Here is an 18,658-nt window from a genome sequence, read left to right on the forward strand (position 1 = left end):
AAATACACTTACTTTGTTTTTCATTGCTCTACTAATCTACGAAACTAACATACTTTTCGTTTCAGAAATATTTCTTCGGATTTGCCTTTTTATAATCAAAACTAAGGGGGAATTTGATGAAACGTTTTCTGTCCATGTTTATGGTGTTGATGTTAGTTGCGTTATTAGTCGTACCTGCCTCTGTTTCTGCTGATTCACAAGTAGACTCAGCAGCTTCTAAGTATGTTCCAGGTGAGTTAATTGTGAAGTTCAAAGATGGAGTTATGTCTGCTCAATCTGACTCTTTGCATAAGAAAAACAAAACAAAAGTGAAAGAAAAAAGTACCAAGTTAGGTGTAGAAGTAGTTGAGTTTGATAAAAAGACTTCTGTTGAAGCGATGATGAAAAAATATAAGCACGACCCAAATGTGGAATATGTAGAGCCTAACTACTATTTCCACGCTAGTTGGATTCCCAATGACCCTTATTTTAGTACTCAACAATGGGGTCCACAAAAAATTCAAGCACCAGCAGCTTGGGATATTACGAGAAGTAGCAGTAGTGTCAAAATCGCTATTGTAGATACTGGTGTGCAATCTAATCACCCAGATCTAAGTGGGAAAGTGATAAATGGATATGACTTTGTAGATAATGACACGATCGCACAAGACGGAAACGGACATGGTACACACTGTGCGGGAATTGCTGCCGCGCTCACCAATAATGGGGTAGGAATCTCTGGTGTTGCACCGAATGCACAAATTTTAGCAGTTCGTGTTCTAGATAATAATGGTAGTGGTACATTGTTAGATGTGGCGGATGGAATTATTTTCTCCGCAGATAGCAATGCACAAGTTATTAGCTTAAGCCTAGGTGGAAGTTCTGGAACCCAAACGTTAAAGAATGCTGTTGACTATGCTTGGAATAACGGATCTGTTGTAGTTGCAGCTGCTGGAAACAGTGGTTCGACAAGCCCAAGTTATCCTGCTTATTACACCAACTCCATTGCTGTCGCTTCCACCGATTCCAATGATGTAAAATCCTACTTCTCCAATTATGGTAGCAGCTGGGTAGATGTTACTGCACCAGGTTCTGGGATCTATTCTACCTACACAGGTAGCAGCTATCGTTCCTTGAGTGGTACGTCTATGGCAACTCCGCATGTTGCAGGGATCGCTGCCCTACTCGCAGCCCAAGGGAAAAATAACCAACAAATTCGAGCTGCCATTGAGAACTCAGCTGATAAAATTTCGGGAACAGGTACCTACTGGAAATACGGTCGTGTCAATGCATACAAGGCTGTCACCTACTAAAAACAGTTTGATATACCAACAGTTGAGTATATAGGGGATGTTAAATGAACAGGTCACTATTCAAAGCGGATAGTGACTTTTCTTTTGCAGTGTGTCTTCAGTGTGAGGAATAATGTTCAGGTTCTAGGCCAAAGCGCGAAGTGTACTATTAGACTAAGATAAGGTCCTCTGTGAGATGTGGAGGAGGGCAAGAACATGACTTTAATATAGATATGGAGACTTGAATAATACGAGATGGCTCAGGTTAAATGATCGTTAGTTTCAAGTAATATTTTATTAAAAAATGAAATAGTTATAATTATATTTTAATTCTGAAAATATAATTGTTATAATTAACAGAATCATATAAAATACAGTTAGAAAAACATAAGGGGGTGCAATGAATCAGTCTTTCTTCTAACCATCATACAAATAAATGCACCTTTCATTGTGGGACTATTTCTTCCGAGTTGCCTTTCTACGATCAAATCAAAGGGGGCATTTGATGAAACGTTTTCTATCCATGTTTATGGTGTTGATGTTAGTCGCATTGTTAGTGGTTCCTGTTTCTGTTTCAGCTGATTCACATGCAGATACGACAGTATCTCAATATGCTCCAGGTGAGTTAATTGTGAAGTTTAAAGATGGAATTATGTCTGCCCAATCTGACTCTTTGCATAAGAAAAACAAAACAAAAGTGAAAGAAAAAAGTACTAAGTTAGGTGTGGAAGTAGTTGAGTTTGATAAAAAGACTTCTGTTGAAGAGATGATGAAAAAATATAAGCAAGATCCAAATGTAGAATATGTAGAACCTAACTACTATTTCCATGCAACTTGGATTCCAAATGACCCTTATTTTGGTACTCAACAATGGGGTCCACAAAAAATTCAAGCACCAGCAGCTTGGGATATTACAAGAAGTAGCAGTAGCGTAAAAATTGCTATTGTAGATACTGGTGTGCAATCTAACCACCCAGATCTGAGTGGGAAAGTGATTAATGGATATGACTTTGTAGATAATGACACGATCGCTCAGGATGGAAATGGACATGGTACCCATTGTGCGGGAATTGCTGCCGTACTCACCAATAATGGGGTAGGAATCTCTGGTGTGGCTCCTGATGCACAAATTTTAGCAGTTCGTGTTCTAGACAATAACGGTAGCGGAACGTTGCTAGATGTTGCAGATGGAATTATCTTCTCTGCAGACAGCAATGCCCAAGTCATCAGTTTAAGTCTGGGTGGAAGTACTGGAAGCAAAACATTAAAGAATGCAGTTGACTATGCTTGGAATAAAGGTTCCGTCATTGTTGCAGCAGCAGGAAACAGCGGTAATAAACAACGACACTATCCAGCTTATTATGCTAATTCTATCGCCGTTGCTTCCACCGATTCCAATGATGAAAAATCGTATTTCTCTACCTACGGTAATTGGGTAGATGTTACTGCTCCAGGTTCTGGTATCTACTCTACCTATATTGGTAGCAGCTATCGTTCCTTGAGTGGTACATCTATGGCAACTCCGCATGTTGCAGGTATAGCTGCCTTACTCGCAGCTCAAGGGAAAAATAACCAACAAATTCGAGCTGCCATCGAGAAAACTGCTGATCAAATTCCAGGAACTGGTACCTATTGGAGATTCGGTCGTGTCAATGCATACAAGGCTGTCACCTACTAAAAACAGTTTGATATACAAATAGTTAAGTAGATAGGGAATGAATAAGAACCTAAAAAGTCGCTATTCAAAGTGGATAGTGACTTTTTTGTGTGATCAAAATTTTATCTTAAAAAAATGAAAAAGAGGCTCGCAGAGTACCAGTTGATTTGCAACGTGCTAGGGAAATCGTGCTACTGGTTAAGGGCCAATAGGAAAAATGAAATAAGTTAGTATATATACTAACTCTACAAAGAGAAAAAGGACCCTGCTGTATCCCAGATGCAGAAAGTCCTTTTTATGAATATTAGTATCTCTATTGAAAAAAATCAGATGCCCAAACTTCTTCTAGACCTCTTAGTTGGCATTCGTTTAGATATTGGTTTAATCGTTGGAAATTGTTTGATTTTGTTTGATTGGAGTACGTGAATAATATATCGCCACTAGTTGCTACATAATAATCGTAGGTTTCATTTTGAGCTCTCCAATAATCATAGTAATAAGAAACGATTTGTTCTTCCATTTCTTTAGAGCATCGAATATGCACTTGGGTCCAGTTATAGTCTGAATCTAGGTCCCATGATCGAATCATCGAAAGAAGATATTGAGGATTGGTTGGATGAAATGCTAGTGTATGTTCCACAGAGAATTCTTCAGCGAATGAAAGGTCCTTTTCTAAAAGTCCATGTTCATTGAAAGAAAAATGTTTTACTTGGTCTTGATCTAAATAATAACTTGTTTGGTAAATCGATGAGAAGCCGAATTTTTTGGCAAATGCGATAAAATCTTTTAATCGAAAACGGAAAAAGACCCAATTATTGATATCATCTATATGATAAATATTTAGCAAATTGTTTTGCAGATCAAAGATAGATTGCTTGCCTTCCTCTGAACTCAATGGTTTCTCAATTTTGGGTAAATCTTGATTCTGTTCAGCGAAATAGGTGTCAAACATTTGACAAATTGAGGTTCGTAATTTCATTACAGCATACTGATATGGTGTTAATCCCAATTGATCTTCGACAGTGGGATCGGCACCATTATGTAAAAGAATCTCTAATAAAGCTTTATTATTATTTATTACCGCAATATGTAAAGGGGTAAGTCCATCTGAGTTTTTTTGATTGACGTCTGCTCCTAATTGGATTAACAAATCTACTATTGGCTGATTTCGAATGTCGATTGCTTTGTGAAGAGGTGACTCATTATGATGAATATAATGAAGGAGTTCGGGCTTTTTTTGAACTAACATTTCTACGATTCTCAGGTGGTTTTGATTGGTCTGATCAGGTCGTCTGATTGCATCATGAAGAAGATATTTTTTATCAAGTGGAGCACCATAGTCAATATATTCTTGGACTAAGGTACTATCACCCACGTTCACAATCGCTTCCCACAATGCCGTATCTAAATTTTCTGGAGTTGCTTTTGTATCGTAAGAGTGTAATAAACGTGCAGTTCCTACATTGTAAACTTCTCTATATAGATTGGGATGAAGATTTGGGTTGGCGCCGTGTTCTAGCAACAAGCGAGCGATCTCTACATAGCCGATATATACGGCATGACGAAGCGGAGTTTTATAATGGTCATCTAGCATGTAATCCTCATGGTTTAGTAGATTGGGATCAACACCTGCTTGGAGTAGATAGCGAATTACTTCTGTCTTTCCTTTTTCGGCTGCTACATAGATTGATAAGTTATGCAGAGAAGGATCGAAGTCTAAGGGTTGTGGATCAGTGTCTAAAAGGTATGCAATCTCAGGAGTGATGGCGAGTTGCAAAGGTGTCTGCTCCCAACGGTTTTTTGTTTGGCGATCAGCACCAAGTGATAGGAGCTCTGTTACTACCTCTTTATGTCCAGCCAATGCGGCAAAATGCAGAGGTGTATTATTTTGGTCGTCCATCACATGAAGGTCTAGCCCTAGCTCAACGAGCAGACATGCTTTATCAGCAGAACCAACTAGGTGTAATAAACTAACTTGGTACAACTCCTCTTTTACTCCAACTGTTTTCTGATGTAAATGTTGTGGATGTTCCAGCAATCTCTCTCTCAGTTCTTCTACAGAACCACTGATCACGAGCCGACAAGTATCCCAAAATACAGGATCATCTTTTTTGATTTTATTTACGATGTTCATATAATCCTCCAGTAATGTGGTGAAAATATTGAAACTGCAAGTATTTGATCAATAAGAACATTTGTTCTATTCTAGTCTAGCACAAAACAAAGTTATTAGGGAATAGACTTATCCTAATGGATTTTTTCCAAAGCGTCCCCATAATATTGGGAATAATTTATCCAATCATCTTCTTCCCAATCAAATTCGATCTCGTCCGCTGGCTTTAGTCCTTTTTTGTCGAGTTCTTCCAACATCTCCTCGTATATGTCATCATCCCAGTCAGTATCACCTGTCTTTTTCAGCGAATAGGCCTCTAATCCTACTGAAAGTAAGTCTTCATTTTGCGGAAATCCTTCCTCATCTAAATAGGAATTCAAAGTCCAAAATTTCCCCCATTGCTTTTTGGGTTAGTACCTCTGTCAACCACTCTGTCTAATTCTCGAATTTTCGATATCTTCAATTAAACTCCAGAATTCTCTTTTATCCAATGTGTTCTCTCCCTTTCTCTGATATAATAGAAATATCGAAAGGGAACGTTTGTTCTATATTAGTCTAACAGAAAGACAAACTTATTTGGAGGTTTTGAATGATGTCTATATCCATAACAGAGAGTAGAGTCATACTACTTCATTCTTTCACATTGATCGGGACTTCTAAGACCACAAGCAATACAGCAGAAATGAGTGGCAATGGGATCATTGCAAAACAATGGGAAAATTTTTATCAAAACAATATACATGCCCAAATACTAAATAAAAAAGATACTTCCATTCTTGCGTTATATACAGACTATGAATCAGATGAGACGGGAAGCTATACTTATGCTCTTGGTGCACAAGTAGAGGATACTGTTGATGTACCAGAAGGTATGGAGAAAATTATCATTCCACCAGCCAAGTATGTGGTTTTCACTACTAGCAAAGGACCGCTTCAAGAAGTGAGTGTCGAGGCGTGGAAATATATTTGGGAATGGTCGAAACAAAATGAGCGAGCTTTTTTAGCTGACTTTGAGGTCTATGACGAGCGAGCAAGTGATCCGCAAAATGCGCAGGTAGACATATACATATCGATTAAATAAGCTACGCCATCCAACTAAATATCAGATTAAGTTCCCGCTTCAATTTTCGCAATCCATCTTCTTTTCCTTTTATTCGAGAACCCTTTGACAAAATCCGACTCCTCCTGCATAATAGCTATAGTTAATGCAGAACCTTTAAAACCAGTCCAGAGAGGCTGGCAAGGGCACGGATATATGAAAAAGATCAGTCTGTTAGTAGACTTGGTCTATTTCCACGCGCTCCTTGTCAGTATGTTGACAAGGAGCGTTTTTTGTTGCCCAGATTTCATAACAGAAAGAAGGCAGATAGGATGAGCAAAACGATACTGGATGAGTCAGCAATTCGTCGAGCTTTAACCCGGATCGCTCATGAGATTCTAGAGCGGAACAAGGGTGTAAAAGATTGTATCCTGGTAGGGGTGAAGACACGAGGTGTGTTCTTGGCAGAACGGCTCGCCGAACGGATTTATCAGATTGAAGGAGAGCGAGTCCTAATCGGAGAGTTAGATATTACGCTATATCGCGATGATCTTACTGAAAAAGGTGAACAACCAGAGCTTCGTGAGACGAATGTCCCCGATATTCAAGGAAAACGAGTCGTGTTAGTAGATGATGTACTCTACACTGGACGTACTATTCGTGCGGCGATGGATGCGCTTATTGATCTAGGACGACCAGAGTCAATCCAGCTTGCAGTACTGGTCGATCGAGGACATCGAGAACTACCTATCAGACCAGATTTTGTCGGGAAAAACGTCCCAACTGCCAAGAATGAATTGGTATCAGTGACGCTTTCCGAAGTAGATGAGCAAGCAGATGCCGTCGTATTACGAACAAGATAATAGTGGAACCCTTTTAATAGACAGTCCCGTGAGACTGGCAAAGGGAGATACACACTTAGCAGGAAATTAGTGTGCGATCTGTCTCTTTGCCATGCGGTAAAGAGCTTTTTTTATGCCGCAAAGCAAACAAAAGGAGATGGAATAGATGAAAAAGATGCAGATGCGGATGGATGTACACGAGAAGCCAAAATGGCATCAATGGATTTTACTTAGCTTTCAGCACTTATTCGCCATGTTTGGAGCAACGATATTGGTCCCGATTTTGACAGGGCTAGAACCAGCAATTGCCCTTCTGGCAAGTGGGATTGGGACACTTGCTTACCTGATCGTCACAAAAGGGCAAATACCAGCCTATCTTGGATCTTCCTTTGCCTTCATCGTCCCGTTGATTACGGTAGGACAGAATGGAACACACATCGGAGAAGCGATGTTTGGGTGTTTGCTAGTCGGGATCACTTTTGGAATTGTCTCCTTGGTTATCTATAAAGCAGGGGTAGGCTGGCTCAATAAGATTCTCCCACCAGTCGTAATTGGCTCTGTTGTCATCGTAATCGGTTTGGCACTTGCAGGTACGGCAGTAGATATGGCTTCCAAAGAGACTGTAACCCAAGCAATGCCAAAATCAGCGCAGGAGTGGCAAGCGCTGGGTGGCGCAATTCAAGGTGTTGACCCATCAGCAGGAACAGTAACGGTAAAACAATACTCCTTGACGGCATTTTTAGTAGCACTTGCTACCTTGATCCTATCGATCGTAGCATCCATCTTCTTTCGTGGATTTTTCAATGTCATCCCAGTTTTGATCGGAATTGTCGGTGGTACGGTGATTGCTTACTTCGCTGGAATGGTAGATTTCACGCCAGTGATGGAAGCAAAATGGTTCGCTATGCCTGAGTTTACGAGTCCGGTTGTCTCATGGAAAGCTGCATGGATTATCGTACCAGTTACTTTGGTTGTGATAGCAGAGCATATTGGACACATAGTGGTAACGAGTAACGTCATGGGACGTGATCTCACGAAGAAGCCTGGTCTTCATCGCTCACTCTTGGGTGATGGAATCTCGACTACCATCTCCTCGCTACTAGGTGGGCCTCCTTCTACCACTTACGGAGAAAACATCGGTGTGATGGCAATCACTCGAATCTTTAGTGTCTGGGTGATCGGGGGAGCAGCGGTAATGGCAATTGCTTTCTCCTTCATCGGAAAATTATCGGCTCTAATCCAGACCATCCCTACACCAGTCATGGGAGGCGTCTCCATCCTGCTCTTTGGGATAATCGCTTCATCCGGTCTACGAATGTTGATCGAAAATCGTGTCGACTTAAATGAAAAACGTAATCTTGTGATCGCTTCGGTGATCTTGGTAATCGGAATCGGTGGAGCAATACTGAAATTAACCGCTATCCATTTGGAGCTAGAAGGTATGGCTCTGGCAACAATCGTCGGGATTCTACTCAACTTAATCTTGCCAAAGTCTGCTGAGGAAAAAGCAGAAGAGAACAAACAAGATGGTGCAGTAAATTCTCCTGCTACAGATTTAGCCTAAGGGGGACAAGCGGATGATTACAGTATTAGATAGACAACAAAAAAGACACTTACTAGATACGAAATATCTGAGTTATAACGAAATGAATGAGATTTTAGAACGTGCGAGCTTCTGGGAGAAGAGCCAACAAACTGGCTCCTCTCCACTTACACACCGTTTTGTAGCGAATTTATTCTATGAACCAAGTACGAGAACTCGTTTCTCCTTTGAAGTAGCAGAGAAAAGACTAGGGCTACAAGTGCTAAACTTTTCCGCAGATACGTCGAGTGCTACCAAAGGTGAAACGATCTACGATACGGTGAAAACCCTCTCGTCCATTGGAGTAGATGCAATTGTTATGCGCCACGAGAGTGAGACTGCGATCATGGAACTGGCAGAGCAAAATACGGGGTGTGTCCTAATCAATGCAGGAGCAGGAAAAGCAGCTCATCCAACTCAAGCTTTACTCGATCTATACACCATAACCAAACAGTTTGGAACGAATTTAAAAGGCTTAAAAGTAGGAATCATAGGAGATATCAAACACAGTCGGGTAGTGCGCTCTAACTTATGGACGCTGAAATCATTTGGAGCAGAAGTATTTGTCAGTGGACCAGAAGAGATGAGAGACCCAGAAGTAGAGCAGATTGCGCCTTATGTTTTGTTTGATAGATTGGTTTGTGAAGCAGACGTAGTAATGATGCTTCGTGTACAACTTGAAAGACATGAAGCAGAAGTTTTTGGCGGAGTGGAAGCATACCACCAAGCATATGGACTGACATTAGGACGACAACAACAGATGAAAACGAATGCGATTATCATGCATCCTGCTCCAGTAAACCGTGGAGTAGAGATCGCAGATGAGCTAGTAGAACATCCACAGTCCAAGATCTTTGAGCAGATGGCAAATGGGGTTGCGATTCGGATAGCAGTTTTAGAGAGAGCACTAATGGGAGGGAACGCATAGATGAAACGGATTTTAAAAAATGGAAGCATGTTTGTCGAAAGAGAACTAGTGCAACGAGATATTTTAATTGACGGAGACCAGATTGTGGAGATCTCAGAAGAGATTGTGGCAGAAGATGCACAAGTAATTGATCTCACAGGAAAATTTGTTTCTGCTGGCTTTATCGATATGCATGTTCATCTTCGCGAACCTGGGTTTGAGAAAAAGGAAACGATTGAAACAGGATCTCGCTCTGCTGCCAAAGGTGGTTTTACGACCATCGCTTGTATGCCCAATACTCGACCAGTAACGGATAGTCCAGAGGTGGTAGAACGGATCTATCAGGCAGCAGACAAAGCTGGCTATGCTCGGGTCCTTCCATTAGGAGCCATTACCGTTCGGGAACTTGGCAGAGAGTTGACCGATTTTGCAGCCCTTCAAAATTCTGGAATTGTGGCATTGTCTGATGATGGTGTAGGAGTCCAAAGTAGTTACATGATGAAACAAGCAATGCGAAAAGCACATGAACTAGGTTTGGCAGTAGTGGCTCACTGCGAAGATGATACCTTAGTGCAAAAGGGGTGTGTCCATGACGGTGAATTTGCCAAAAAACATAACTTGCCTGGCATACCGAGTGAATGTGAAGCAATTCATGTAGGCCGCGACATCTTACTCGCTGAGGATATCGGGGTACATTACCATGTCTGCCACATCAGTGCAGAACAGTCGGTACGCCTAGTACGCGAAGCGAAATCACGTGGGCAAAAGGTGACAGCAGAAGTAACCCCTCATCACTTGCTCTTGAGCGATGCAGATATCCCAGCTCCAGAGGGGAATTGGAAAATGAATCCGCCTCTGCGCTCACCTAAAGACCGCCAAGCACTGATCGAAGGATTAAAAGATGGCACGATTGATATCATCGCCACCGACCATGCCCCTCATACAGCGGAGGAAAAGGCGATGTCCATGGAAGAGGCACCGTTTGGAATTGTAGGTCTGGAAACTGCTTTTCCACTCCTTTACACCCATTTGGTAGAGACGGGCGAACTGACATTATATGAGCTTGTCGACAAAATGACTCGCAAACCGGCAGAACTGTTCGGACTTTCTTATGGCACTTTGGAGGAAGGGCAAGTAGCAGATATCGTAGTCCTCGATCTAGACAAAGAGCAAGAGATTGATCCAGACACATTTGTCTCTAAAGGAAAGAACACACCGTTTGGTGGATGGAAAGTAAAAGGATGGCCAATCATGACTTTCTATCGTGGTCTCATAACCTGGAATGACTTGGTGTAGAGAACATTAATAAAAAGTCAGTGTGTCGGTTTCAAGATTAGGAGCAGATTTTTAGTCTGAAATGCTTTTGTAACACTTCAAAGCGGAACCTCGCCTGGAACGGGCTGGTGGAGCGGCCTTTCTCCCTTCTTCGTAAGGTAAAACCTGCATGGAAGGCCAAAATCATGCTCTAGGCTCAGCTGTAAAAATTAGATGATGAACACTCATAATAAAAATCTTTTTGCTAATGGGGGAAGGAAGATGAAGAAAGCAAGATTACTGCTCCAAGACGGAACAATATTTGAAGGTACTTCCTTTGGAACAGAAGGAGAGAGTATTGGAGAGGTCGTTTTTAATACCAGTATGACTGGTTACCAAGAGATTTTGACTGATCCATCCTACTGCGGACAGATGATTACCATGACCTACCCGTTAATTGGAAATTATGGTTTTAGTCGAGATGATGATGAATCTCGCCAATCCTTTGCACATGGTCTCATCGTTCGAGAGCATGCCGAATATATGAGCAATTGGCGTCAAGAAATATCTGTAGATGAATGGTGCCGAGAGCAAGGTGTAATCGGAATCAGTGGAATTGATACTCGGATGCTGACCAAAAAAATCCGTGTACACGGTACGATGCGTTGTCTGCTAACAACAGGCAGCGAAGATATCACCAACCTAAAAGAAAAGTTGGCAAACGCTCCCCAAATGCGAGATCAAGTAGCAAGGACGAGTACCAAAAGCACCTATATTGCCCCGAACAATGGAAAACGAGTGGTGTTGGTCGATTTTGGTGCCAAGTATAACATTCAGCGAGAACTGGTAGAACGCGGCTGTGAAGTGATCACCGTACCATATAATACTACCGCAGCAGAGATTCGCCGCTATCGTCCTGATGGGGTACTTCTCAGTAATGGACCTGGAGATCCAAAAGATGTTCCAGAAGCTCAGCAGATGATTCGCGAATTGCTAGGAGAAATCCCGATCTTTGGAATTTGCCTCGGACACCAGCTTTTTGCTCTCGCTTGTGGAGCTGATACCGAAAAACTGAAATTTGGACACCGTGGTGGAAATCATCCGGTCAAAGAACTAGCTACGGATCGTACGGTAATGACTTCTCAGAATCACAGCTATGCAGTGAAAGAAGACTCCATTCAAGGATTGCCTCTCAAAGTAAGTCATATTGCGCTTAATGATGGTACGGTAGAAGGTTTGGAGCACACCGAATACCCGGTCTTTTCGGTGCAATATCATCCGGAATCTGCTCCAGGACCACAAGACTCTGGGTACTTGTTTGACCGCTTTTTAGAAAAGATCGAGACATCTATCCGGAAGGGAGAAACAGTTCATGCCTAAAGATCCAACACTCAAAAAAATTCTCGTAATCGGTTCGGGTCCCATTATCATCGGGCAAGCTGCAGAGTTTGATTATGCTGGTACTCAAGCATGCCAAGCATTAAAAGAAGAAGGTATGGAAGTAGTTCTCATCAATAGTAACCCAGCTACGATTATGACCGATACGAATATGGCGGACCGTGTCTACATCGAGCCACTGACTCCCGAATTTGTGACCCAGATCATTCGCAAAGAACGCCCTGATGGACTTCTTCCAACTCTAGGTGGTCAGACGGGGCTAAATTTGGCAGTAGAGCTAGCCAAACAAGGTGTCCTCGAACGGGAGGGAGTCCGGCTTTTAGGTACGGATCTCCGTGCAATCACATGTGCTGAAGACCGTGACGAGTTTCGTAACTTAATGTTTAAACTAAATGAGCCAGTACCGTCTAGCGAAATTGTCAACACAATAGAAGAAGCAGTCTCCTTTGCCAACGAGATTGGCTACCCAGTTATTGTACGTCCTGCTTATACACTGGGAGGAACAGGGGGCGGGATTGCTCACAACGAAGCCGAGCTTCGCGAAACAGTGGATAATGGACTTCGTTATAGCCCAATCTCTCAATGTTTGATTGAGCAAAGTATTGCTGGTTTCAAAGAGATCGAGTATGAAGTAATGCGTGATAGCAAAGACAATAGCATCATTGTCTGTAACATGGAGAACTTTGACCCGGTTGGAGTACACACGGGTGATAGCATCGTCTTTGCCCCTAGCCAAACGTTGTCTGACAAGGAATACCATATGCTCCGCAGTTCCGCACTCAAGATCATACGGGCACTCAATATTCAAGGTGGCTGTAATGTCCAGTATGCACTCGACCCACACAGCTTCCAATACCATGTGATCGAGGTAAACCCACGGGTTAGTCGCTCTAGTGCCTTGGCATCGAAAGCGACCGGTTATCCGATTGCCCGGATCGCTGCCAAAATCGCCATCGGTTATACCTTGGATGAGTTAGAAAACCCCGTAACTGGCGAGACTTACGCTAGTTTTGAACCAGCACTAGATTATGTAGTAAGTAAAATTCCACGCTGGCCGTTTGACAAATTTACTTCTGCAAACCGTCGCCTCGGTACTCAAATGAAAGCGACTGGAGAAGTGATGGCAATCGGACGGACACTGGAAGAATCTCTACTGAAAGCAGTTCGTTCGTTGGAGATTGGATTACATCATTTGGAGCTACCAGAAGCAAAAGATCTAAGTCAAGCAGAGTTAGAAAAACGCTTAGCGGCTCCAGATGATGAGCGAGTCTATCTAGTTGCGGAGTGGTTTCGCCGAGGATTGGAATTAGAAGAATTACACCAACTGACCAAAATTGACCGCTTCTTCTTGTACAAAATCGATCGGATTATCCAGTTGGAGAAGAAATTGAAACAAGAGGAACTTACTACGGACTCTCTAAAGCTAGCCAAACAGTTTGGTTTTACAGATCGTAAGGTTGGGGAACTGGCCGCGAAATCGGAGCAAGAAGTGAGAGCACTTCGCCAAGAGACGAACATCCTACCTGTCTACAAAATAGTGGATACATGTGCAGCAGAGTTTGAAGCCGAAACGCCTTATTACTACTCTACCTATGAACAAGAAGACGAAGTAAAACAAACAACGAAAAAATCAGTGCTTGTCTTGGGGTCAGGTCCGATCAGGATTGGTCAAGGGGTCGAGTTTGACTACGCAACCGTTCATGCTATCTGGGCAATTCGTGAGGCTGGTTATGAAGCAGTAATTATCAATAACAATCCGGAGACCGTCTCAACGGACTTTAATACTTCAGACCGTCTCTACTTTGAACCGCTGTACAAAGAAGATGTGATGAACATCATTGAAAAAGAACAGCCTGTCGGAGTGATTGTACAATTTGGTGGTCAGACAGCACTCAACTTGGCACGAGATCTAAAAGAAGAGGGAATTCAGATCTTAGGTACTTCTCTTACGGAGATAGATCGTGCTGAGGATCGGGAAAAATTCGAGAAGTTGCTTAAGAGTATTGGGGTTGCTCAACCACCAGGTGAAGCAGTTACTTCCCTAGAAGCAGCAGTACAAACTGCAACCAAGCTTGGTTATCCAGTTCTGGTGCGTCCTTCCTATGTAATCGGAGGTCGGGCAATGGAAATCGTCTACGGTGAAAATGATTTACGAAATTACATGGAGCAAGCGGTAAAAGTAAACCCAGACCATCCTGTTCTCATCGATCGTTATCTTCAAGGGAAAGAGTTAGAAGTAGATGCAATCTGTGATGGAGAGCGTGTCCTGATTCCAGGAATTATGGAACATATTGAGCGAGCGGGTGTTCACTCTGGGGACTCGATCGCAGTTTATCCACCACAATCACTGACAAAAGAACAAAAAGATCGTCTAGTGGAGATGACGACTCAGATTGCTACGGCACTTAATACTCGTGGACTGATTAACATCCAGTTTGTTCTACATCAAGAAGAAGTCTATGTCTTGGAAGTAAATCCACGAGCTTCCCGTACGGTACCTTTCTTGAGTAAAGTGACGGGAATTCCGATGGCACAAGTAGCGACTCGCATCATGTTAGGGGAGAATTTAAAACAACAAGGTTACGAGAGTGGACTCGCACCTGAGAGTGTGGAAGTAGCAGTAAAAGCACCAGTCTTCTCCTTTGCAAAATTGCGTCGGGTCGACGTCCTGCTTGGACCTGAGATGAAGTCTACTGGCGAAGTGATGGGGCGAGATCGAGACTATGCTCGTGCGGTATACAAAGGGCTGATTGCGTCGGGCATTTCTTTACCACGCTTCGGTACCATTGTAGCGACAATTGGAAACAAAGAAAAATCAGAAGCATTACCTCTTCTACGTCGATTCTATCAACTTGGTTATCAGATCGTCGCAACTCAAGGTACAGCAGATTACTTGGAGAGCAAAGGACTTTTAGTACGTCGTGTAAACAAACTAACCGATGGGTCTCCTAACATCTTGGATCTCATCCGTAAAGGAGAAGCGGACCTCGTCGTCAACACATGGACAAGAGGTAAAACTCCAGAACGCGATGGCTTCCGAATTCGTCGTGAAGCAGTAGAGCATGGAATTGCTTGTCTCACTTCTTTAGATACGGTAAATGCACTTCTTACTACGCTGGAATCAATCCATCTGTCTGCAGAACCGATTGGTGCTGGTAGATAAATAGAAGTGGTGAAAAGGGAAGAGCTTTTTTACAAGGATGCTCTTCCCTCCATAGTGACTTAAGTGATTAGTTGAGAAATTTATTAGACAAATGAATAAAAAGGGAGTGTAGGAAAAATGGAGAAGAGTCCTGTCATCATTGCCCTTGATTTACCTAGTCAACAAGAGGCAGAGAACTTTTTGGATCGCTTTCAAGGAGCAGAAAAGCCATTTATTAAAATAGGGTATCAGCTTTTTTATCGGGTAGGTCCTACTTGGGTGAGAGAGAAAAAAGAACAGGGTTACTCCATCTTCCTCGACCTCAAATTACATGACATCCCAAATACTGTTCAAAAGGGAGTTTCTTCCCTCTTGGAGCTTGGTATCGATTTTCTTACGATTCATGCAGCGGGTGGAAGCGAGATGATTCGTGCAGCGCGAGAAGTGATCGATCAAGCACAGAGTAATCTACAGTTACTAGCTGTTACACAACTGACTAGCACAGACCAGACCATGTTGAACAATGAGCTGGGAATACCTGGTACCATAGCGGAAAGTGTAGTCAACTATGCACTGCTGGCTGAGAAAGCTGGCGCACATGGAGTAATCTGCTCTGCTCAAGAGGCGAAGTCCATCAAAAAGAGCACTTCCGGTTCTTTCTTAGCAGTTACCCCAGGAATTCGCCTAGCAGGTACCGATGTACAAGACCAGAAACGTGTTATGACTCCTGCTTTAGCAATAGAAAATGGAGCAGATTATTTAGTAGTAGGTAGACCAATTACACAAGCGGCTGATCCGGTAGCGGTGTACCAAGGGATTTTGGAACAAATTTAAATCGAATGAAACGTACTCAATATGGAGAGGAAGCATGGAACATGACATGGAGTGTAACAGAAGCAATGGAACGTACTGGCGTTTTGCATAACGGACACTTTTTACTAACTTCTGGAAAACACAGTAAACAATATATGCAATGCGCTCAACTCCTACAGTACCCTACGGAAGCAGAAGAAGCTGGCAAAGCGATCGCTGAACTCTTTACAGATTATGAGATTGATGTAGTAGTAGGTCCTGCTCTCGGTGGGGTTATCATAGCACATGAAGTTGCGAGAGCTTTGGGTGTACGCTGTTTGTTTGCAGAGCGGAAAGAAGGAATCATGGAGATGCGTCGAGGTTTTTCGGTAGAGCCTGGAGAGCGTGTGTTGGTTGTAGAAGATGTTGTTACCACGGGAGGGTCAGTCAAAGAAGTGATTACCCTACTGGAAGAACAAAATGCCAACGTCGTAGCAGTAGGCTCGATCGTGGATCGAACAGGTGGTAACAAACCGTTTACTGTTCCGTTTCGTGCGGTTCAACCAGTTGAGATTGAAACGTTTGAAGCAGAGGACTGTCCTCTGTGTGCCGCAGGTAGTGTTCCAGTTAAGCCTGGTAGTAGAACAAACAAATAGAGATATATAGAATGTCGTGAAAAGTCTTCTCTTCCATAGAGAGGACTTTTTTTATGTTCTGCGCCTTTTTCTAGGGTTTTGATGAACCGCTATCTTCCCAATTTCATAATTTACTAGAGTACAAGATGAAAGGGAGGAAGATCAGATGGCGCTCGGAATGGAAAAAACGGATCAGCCATTTGCATTGAACCAGATGCTAATAAAGATGAAAAAAGAGGTCGCGGTAAATGAGAAAAATCAGTTTTACCACAATTTAAAAGGAACAGTGTTAAAACGAAATAAAGAGCTGGATTTTGAAGTAATGGAATTGGAAGTGGGAGAGGACATAGAAAGAAAAGTAAAGATGCTCCAACTGGATGAGAAGGTAGAGTATGTGGAACCTAATTATACCTATACAACACAAGCGATCCCAAATGATCCCTTCCAAGGGTTTCAATATGGACTTACTTATGCGAAAGCCCATGATGCTTGGAATTATTCAACAGGTTTTAACCTTAAGATTGCTATTTTAGATACAGGAGTTCAAACAGATCATCCTGATTTAATGGGGAAATTGGTAACTGGATATAACGTAGTGAATGGTACTACCGATGTTACAGACATCAGCGGTCATGGTACTCATGTAGCTGGGATCTGTGGTGCTGTTACCAATAACAACTTGGGAGTTGCTGGGATGGCACCTAGTGCATCCATCATGCCCATTAAAGTGCTAAGTGATAATGGTATGGGATTTGTAAATCACATTGCCGAAGGGATCATATATGCAATTGAACAAGGATGTAAAGTGATCAATTTGAGCCTAGGTGGTCCATATAACAGTATTACGTTGCAAAATGCGATCAATTACGCTTGGAGTCGTGGTGCAGTTGTCGTAGCTGCTGCTGGGAATAGCGGTAGTTTTGCAGCAACGTATCCTGCTACTTATCCTAATGTTATTTCAGTAGCAGCCACGAATCAGTTTGATCAACGTGCTTATTTTTCTAACTTTGGACCCTGGGTAGATGTAGCAGCACCAGGGGTAGATATTTTGTCTACCTATTTGGCTAGTAACTATGCTTTTCTGAGTGGTACCTCTATGGCAACTCCGTTTGTCTCAGGGTTAGCTGCCATCCTTCTGGCACAAGGACGAGATAACACTAACGTACGAGCAGTAATTCAATTATTCGCTGATCGGATTGCGGGGACAGGTATTTATTGGCAATATGGACGAATTAACGCTTTAAGATCAGTAATGGATGGATTGTAAATTGGTAAGAGAAAACACACAGATGAATCACTCCATGCTCGTTTTGGCGAATAGATTCTGATAACATATTAGAAAGAATTTTTGTAATAATATATATATTTATAAATTAATAATCTTTTATTTTTTCAATAATTAGTTATAATAAATCTGGTTGTACTAGTTTTGAAATGAATATCAAAGGGGTATGGAATTTGAATTATTCTATTTGGTTCTTGCGTATATCTGTTTTGTGGTTCTTATTTGGAATTGGTTTTGGAGAATATGCTTCATTTACTCATGTTTTCGATTTTACATCAGTTCATGTTCATATGAACTTAATCGGCTGGGTCTCTATGGCGCTTATGGGGGTTATCTACTACCTTTTCCCACAGGCAGCTAATAGCGCACTAGGAAAAGTCCATTTCTGGTTGATAACTGTGTGCTTACCGATCATGATGGGTGCACTTTATTTAACAATAAAAGGAAATCAGTTTGTAGCCAAGTATCTAGCCTTTACAGGTACAGGAGTAGCATTAGCTGTACTTCTTTTTGCGATTAATGTATGGATGAATGTGAAAGCACCACAAGAAGTGAAAAAAGAAGAGAAAGAAGCCGCATAATAATAGAATAATTAATGGAATTATAGCCCCTTATGAAGGGGTTTTTATTATGAAAATAAATAATCCCCATCAGTGGGGGATGATTCGGAACATTGGGCATCTTGTAAGGGGATTTTAGACGACTTTGATGTGAAAGCTACTCCCCTTTAGATATTAGTAT

The 18,658-nt window shown here is 42.1% G+C and carries 15 protein-coding genes; 13 read left to right on the forward strand and 2 right to left on the reverse strand.

Annotated features, from left to right (window positions below):
• The first annotated feature begins 134 nt into the window (after nucleotides 1-134).
• Both VJ09_RS15405 and VJ09_RS15410 read left to right on the forward strand, forming a co-directional pair.
• Complete coding sequence (locus VJ09_RS15405; protein WP_407690002.1) at nucleotides 135-1,292, forward strand: S8 family peptidase; 1,158 nt, start codon at nucleotides 135-137, stop codon at nucleotides 1,290-1,292.
• A gap of 502 nt (nucleotides 1,293-1,794) precedes the next feature.
• Nucleotides 1,795-2,949, forward strand: a complete 1,155-nt coding sequence (locus VJ09_RS15410; protein WP_407690003.1) for a S8 family peptidase — start codon at nucleotides 1,795-1,797, stop codon at nucleotides 2,947-2,949.
• Between the two features lie 292 nt (nucleotides 2,950-3,241).
• Here the strand turns inward: VJ09_RS15410 and VJ09_RS15415 are convergent, their stop codons facing one another.
• Entirely contained in the window at nucleotides 3,242-5,062 is a 1,821-nt protein-coding gene (locus VJ09_RS15415; protein WP_044642511.1) for an ankyrin repeat domain-containing protein, read from the reverse strand.
• A gap of 113 nt (nucleotides 5,063-5,175) precedes the next feature.
• Nucleotides 5,176-5,421, reverse strand: coding sequence for a hypothetical protein (locus tag VJ09_RS15420; RefSeq protein WP_230199165.1), 246 nt, complete (start codon nucleotides 5,419-5,421; stop codon nucleotides 5,176-5,178).
• A 209-nt stretch (nucleotides 5,422-5,630) separates the two neighbouring features.
• On the opposite strand from VJ09_RS15420, the gene VJ09_RS15425 reads away from it, so the two are divergent.
• The 11 genes from VJ09_RS15425 to VJ09_RS15475 all read left to right on the forward strand — a co-directional run bounded on the left by VJ09_RS15425 (nucleotide 5,631) and on the right by VJ09_RS15475 (nucleotide 18,498).
• Nucleotides 5,631-6,122: a GyrI-like domain-containing protein gene (locus VJ09_RS15425; RefSeq protein WP_230199166.1), complete on the forward strand. Its 492-nt coding sequence runs from the start codon at nucleotides 5,631-5,633 to the stop codon at nucleotides 6,120-6,122.
• Nucleotides 6,123-6,376: 254 nt separating this feature from the next.
• The gene (gene pyrR / locus VJ09_RS15430) at nucleotides 6,377-6,943 is read left to right on the forward strand and encodes a bifunctional pyr operon transcriptional regulator/uracil phosphoribosyltransferase PyrR (protein ID WP_267904318.1); all 567 of its coding nucleotides are present in this window, start codon (nucleotides 6,377-6,379) and stop codon (nucleotides 6,941-6,943) included.
• 145 nt (nucleotides 6,944-7,088) lie between these two features.
• Complete coding sequence (gene uraA / locus VJ09_RS15435) at nucleotides 7,089-8,486, forward strand: uracil permease (protein ID WP_407689996.1); 1,398 nt, start codon at nucleotides 7,089-7,091, stop codon at nucleotides 8,484-8,486.
• 13 nt (nucleotides 8,487-8,499) lie between these two features.
• Nucleotides 8,500-9,432, forward strand: a complete 933-nt coding sequence (locus VJ09_RS15440; RefSeq protein ID WP_044642514.1) for an aspartate carbamoyltransferase catalytic subunit — start codon at nucleotides 8,500-8,502, stop codon at nucleotides 9,430-9,432.
• The gene (locus VJ09_RS15445; protein WP_044642515.1) at nucleotides 9,433-10,707 is read left to right on the forward strand and encodes a dihydroorotase; all 1,275 of its coding nucleotides are present in this window, start codon (nucleotides 9,433-9,435) and stop codon (nucleotides 10,705-10,707) included.
• Nucleotides 10,708-10,947: 240 nt separating this feature from the next.
• Complete coding sequence (gene carA, locus VJ09_RS15450) at nucleotides 10,948-12,045, forward strand: glutamine-hydrolyzing carbamoyl-phosphate synthase small subunit (RefSeq protein WP_044642516.1); 1,098 nt, start codon at nucleotides 10,948-10,950, stop codon at nucleotides 12,043-12,045.
• Nucleotides 12,038-15,226, forward strand: a complete 3,189-nt coding sequence (gene carB / locus VJ09_RS15455) for a carbamoyl-phosphate synthase large subunit (RefSeq protein WP_044642517.1) — start codon at nucleotides 12,038-12,040, stop codon at nucleotides 15,224-15,226. The genes carA and carB overlap by 8 nt, the downstream gene beginning before the upstream one ends.
• A gap of 117 nt (nucleotides 15,227-15,343) precedes the next feature.
• The gene (gene pyrF, locus VJ09_RS15460) at nucleotides 15,344-16,039 is read left to right on the forward strand and encodes an orotidine-5'-phosphate decarboxylase (RefSeq protein WP_044642518.1); all 696 of its coding nucleotides are present in this window, start codon (nucleotides 15,344-15,346) and stop codon (nucleotides 16,037-16,039) included.
• A 41-nt stretch (nucleotides 16,040-16,080) separates the two neighbouring features.
• On the forward strand, nucleotides 16,081-16,653 hold the full coding sequence (pyrE, locus tag VJ09_RS15465) for an orotate phosphoribosyltransferase (RefSeq protein WP_044642519.1): 573 nt from the start codon (nucleotides 16,081-16,083) through the stop codon (nucleotides 16,651-16,653).
• Between the two features lie 145 nt (nucleotides 16,654-16,798).
• On the forward strand, nucleotides 16,799-17,899 hold the full coding sequence (locus tag VJ09_RS15470) for a S8 family peptidase (protein WP_044642520.1): 1,101 nt from the start codon (nucleotides 16,799-16,801) through the stop codon (nucleotides 17,897-17,899).
• 191 nt (nucleotides 17,900-18,090) lie between these two features.
• A complete protein-coding gene (locus VJ09_RS15475; RefSeq protein ID WP_052807445.1) occupies nucleotides 18,091-18,498 on the forward strand; it encodes a cbb3-type cytochrome c oxidase subunit I in 408 nt (135 codons plus the stop codon).
• The last annotated feature ends 160 nt before the right edge of the window (nucleotides 18,499-18,658 follow it).

Source organism: Risungbinella massiliensis, from assembly GCF_000942395.1.
GTDB lineage: Bacteria > Bacillota > Bacilli > Thermoactinomycetales > Thermoactinomycetaceae > Risungbinella > Risungbinella massiliensis.

Bases quoted from the DNA above. Each gene is read 5' to 3' on its own strand.
- VJ09_RS15425 (WP_230199166.1), top strand. From the start codon at position 5,631: ATGATGTCTATATCCATAACAGAGAGTAGAGTCATACTACTTCATTCT.
- carB (WP_044642517.1), top strand. From the start codon at position 12,038: ATGCCTAAAGATCCAACACTCAAAAAAATTCTCGTAATCGGTTCGGGT.
- VJ09_RS15445 (WP_044642515.1), top strand. From the start codon at position 9,433: ATGAAACGGATTTTAAAAAATGGAAGCATGTTTGTCGAAAGAGAACTA.
- carA (WP_044642516.1), top strand. From the start codon at position 10,948: ATGAAGAAAGCAAGATTACTGCTCCAAGACGGAACAATATTTGAAGGT.
- VJ09_RS15440 (WP_044642514.1), top strand. From the start codon at position 8,500: ATGATTACAGTATTAGATAGACAACAAAAAAGACACTTACTAGATACG.
- pyrE (WP_044642519.1), top strand. From the start codon at position 16,081: ATGACATGGAGTGTAACAGAAGCAATGGAACGTACTGGCGTTTTGCAT.
- VJ09_RS15415 (WP_044642511.1), bottom strand. From the start codon at position 5,062: ATGAACATCGTAAATAAAATCAAAAAAGATGATCCTGTATTTTGGGAT.
- VJ09_RS15410 (WP_407690003.1), top strand. From the start codon at position 1,795: ATGTTTATGGTGTTGATGTTAGTCGCATTGTTAGTGGTTCCTGTTTCT.
- pyrF (WP_044642518.1), top strand. From the start codon at position 15,344: ATGGAGAAGAGTCCTGTCATCATTGCCCTTGATTTACCTAGTCAACAA.
- uraA (WP_407689996.1), top strand. From the start codon at position 7,089: ATGAAAAAGATGCAGATGCGGATGGATGTACACGAGAAGCCAAAATGG.
- VJ09_RS15405 (WP_407690002.1), top strand. From the start codon at position 135: ATGTTTATGGTGTTGATGTTAGTTGCGTTATTAGTCGTACCTGCCTCT.
- VJ09_RS15470 (WP_044642520.1), top strand. From the start codon at position 16,799: ATGGCGCTCGGAATGGAAAAAACGGATCAGCCATTTGCATTGAACCAG.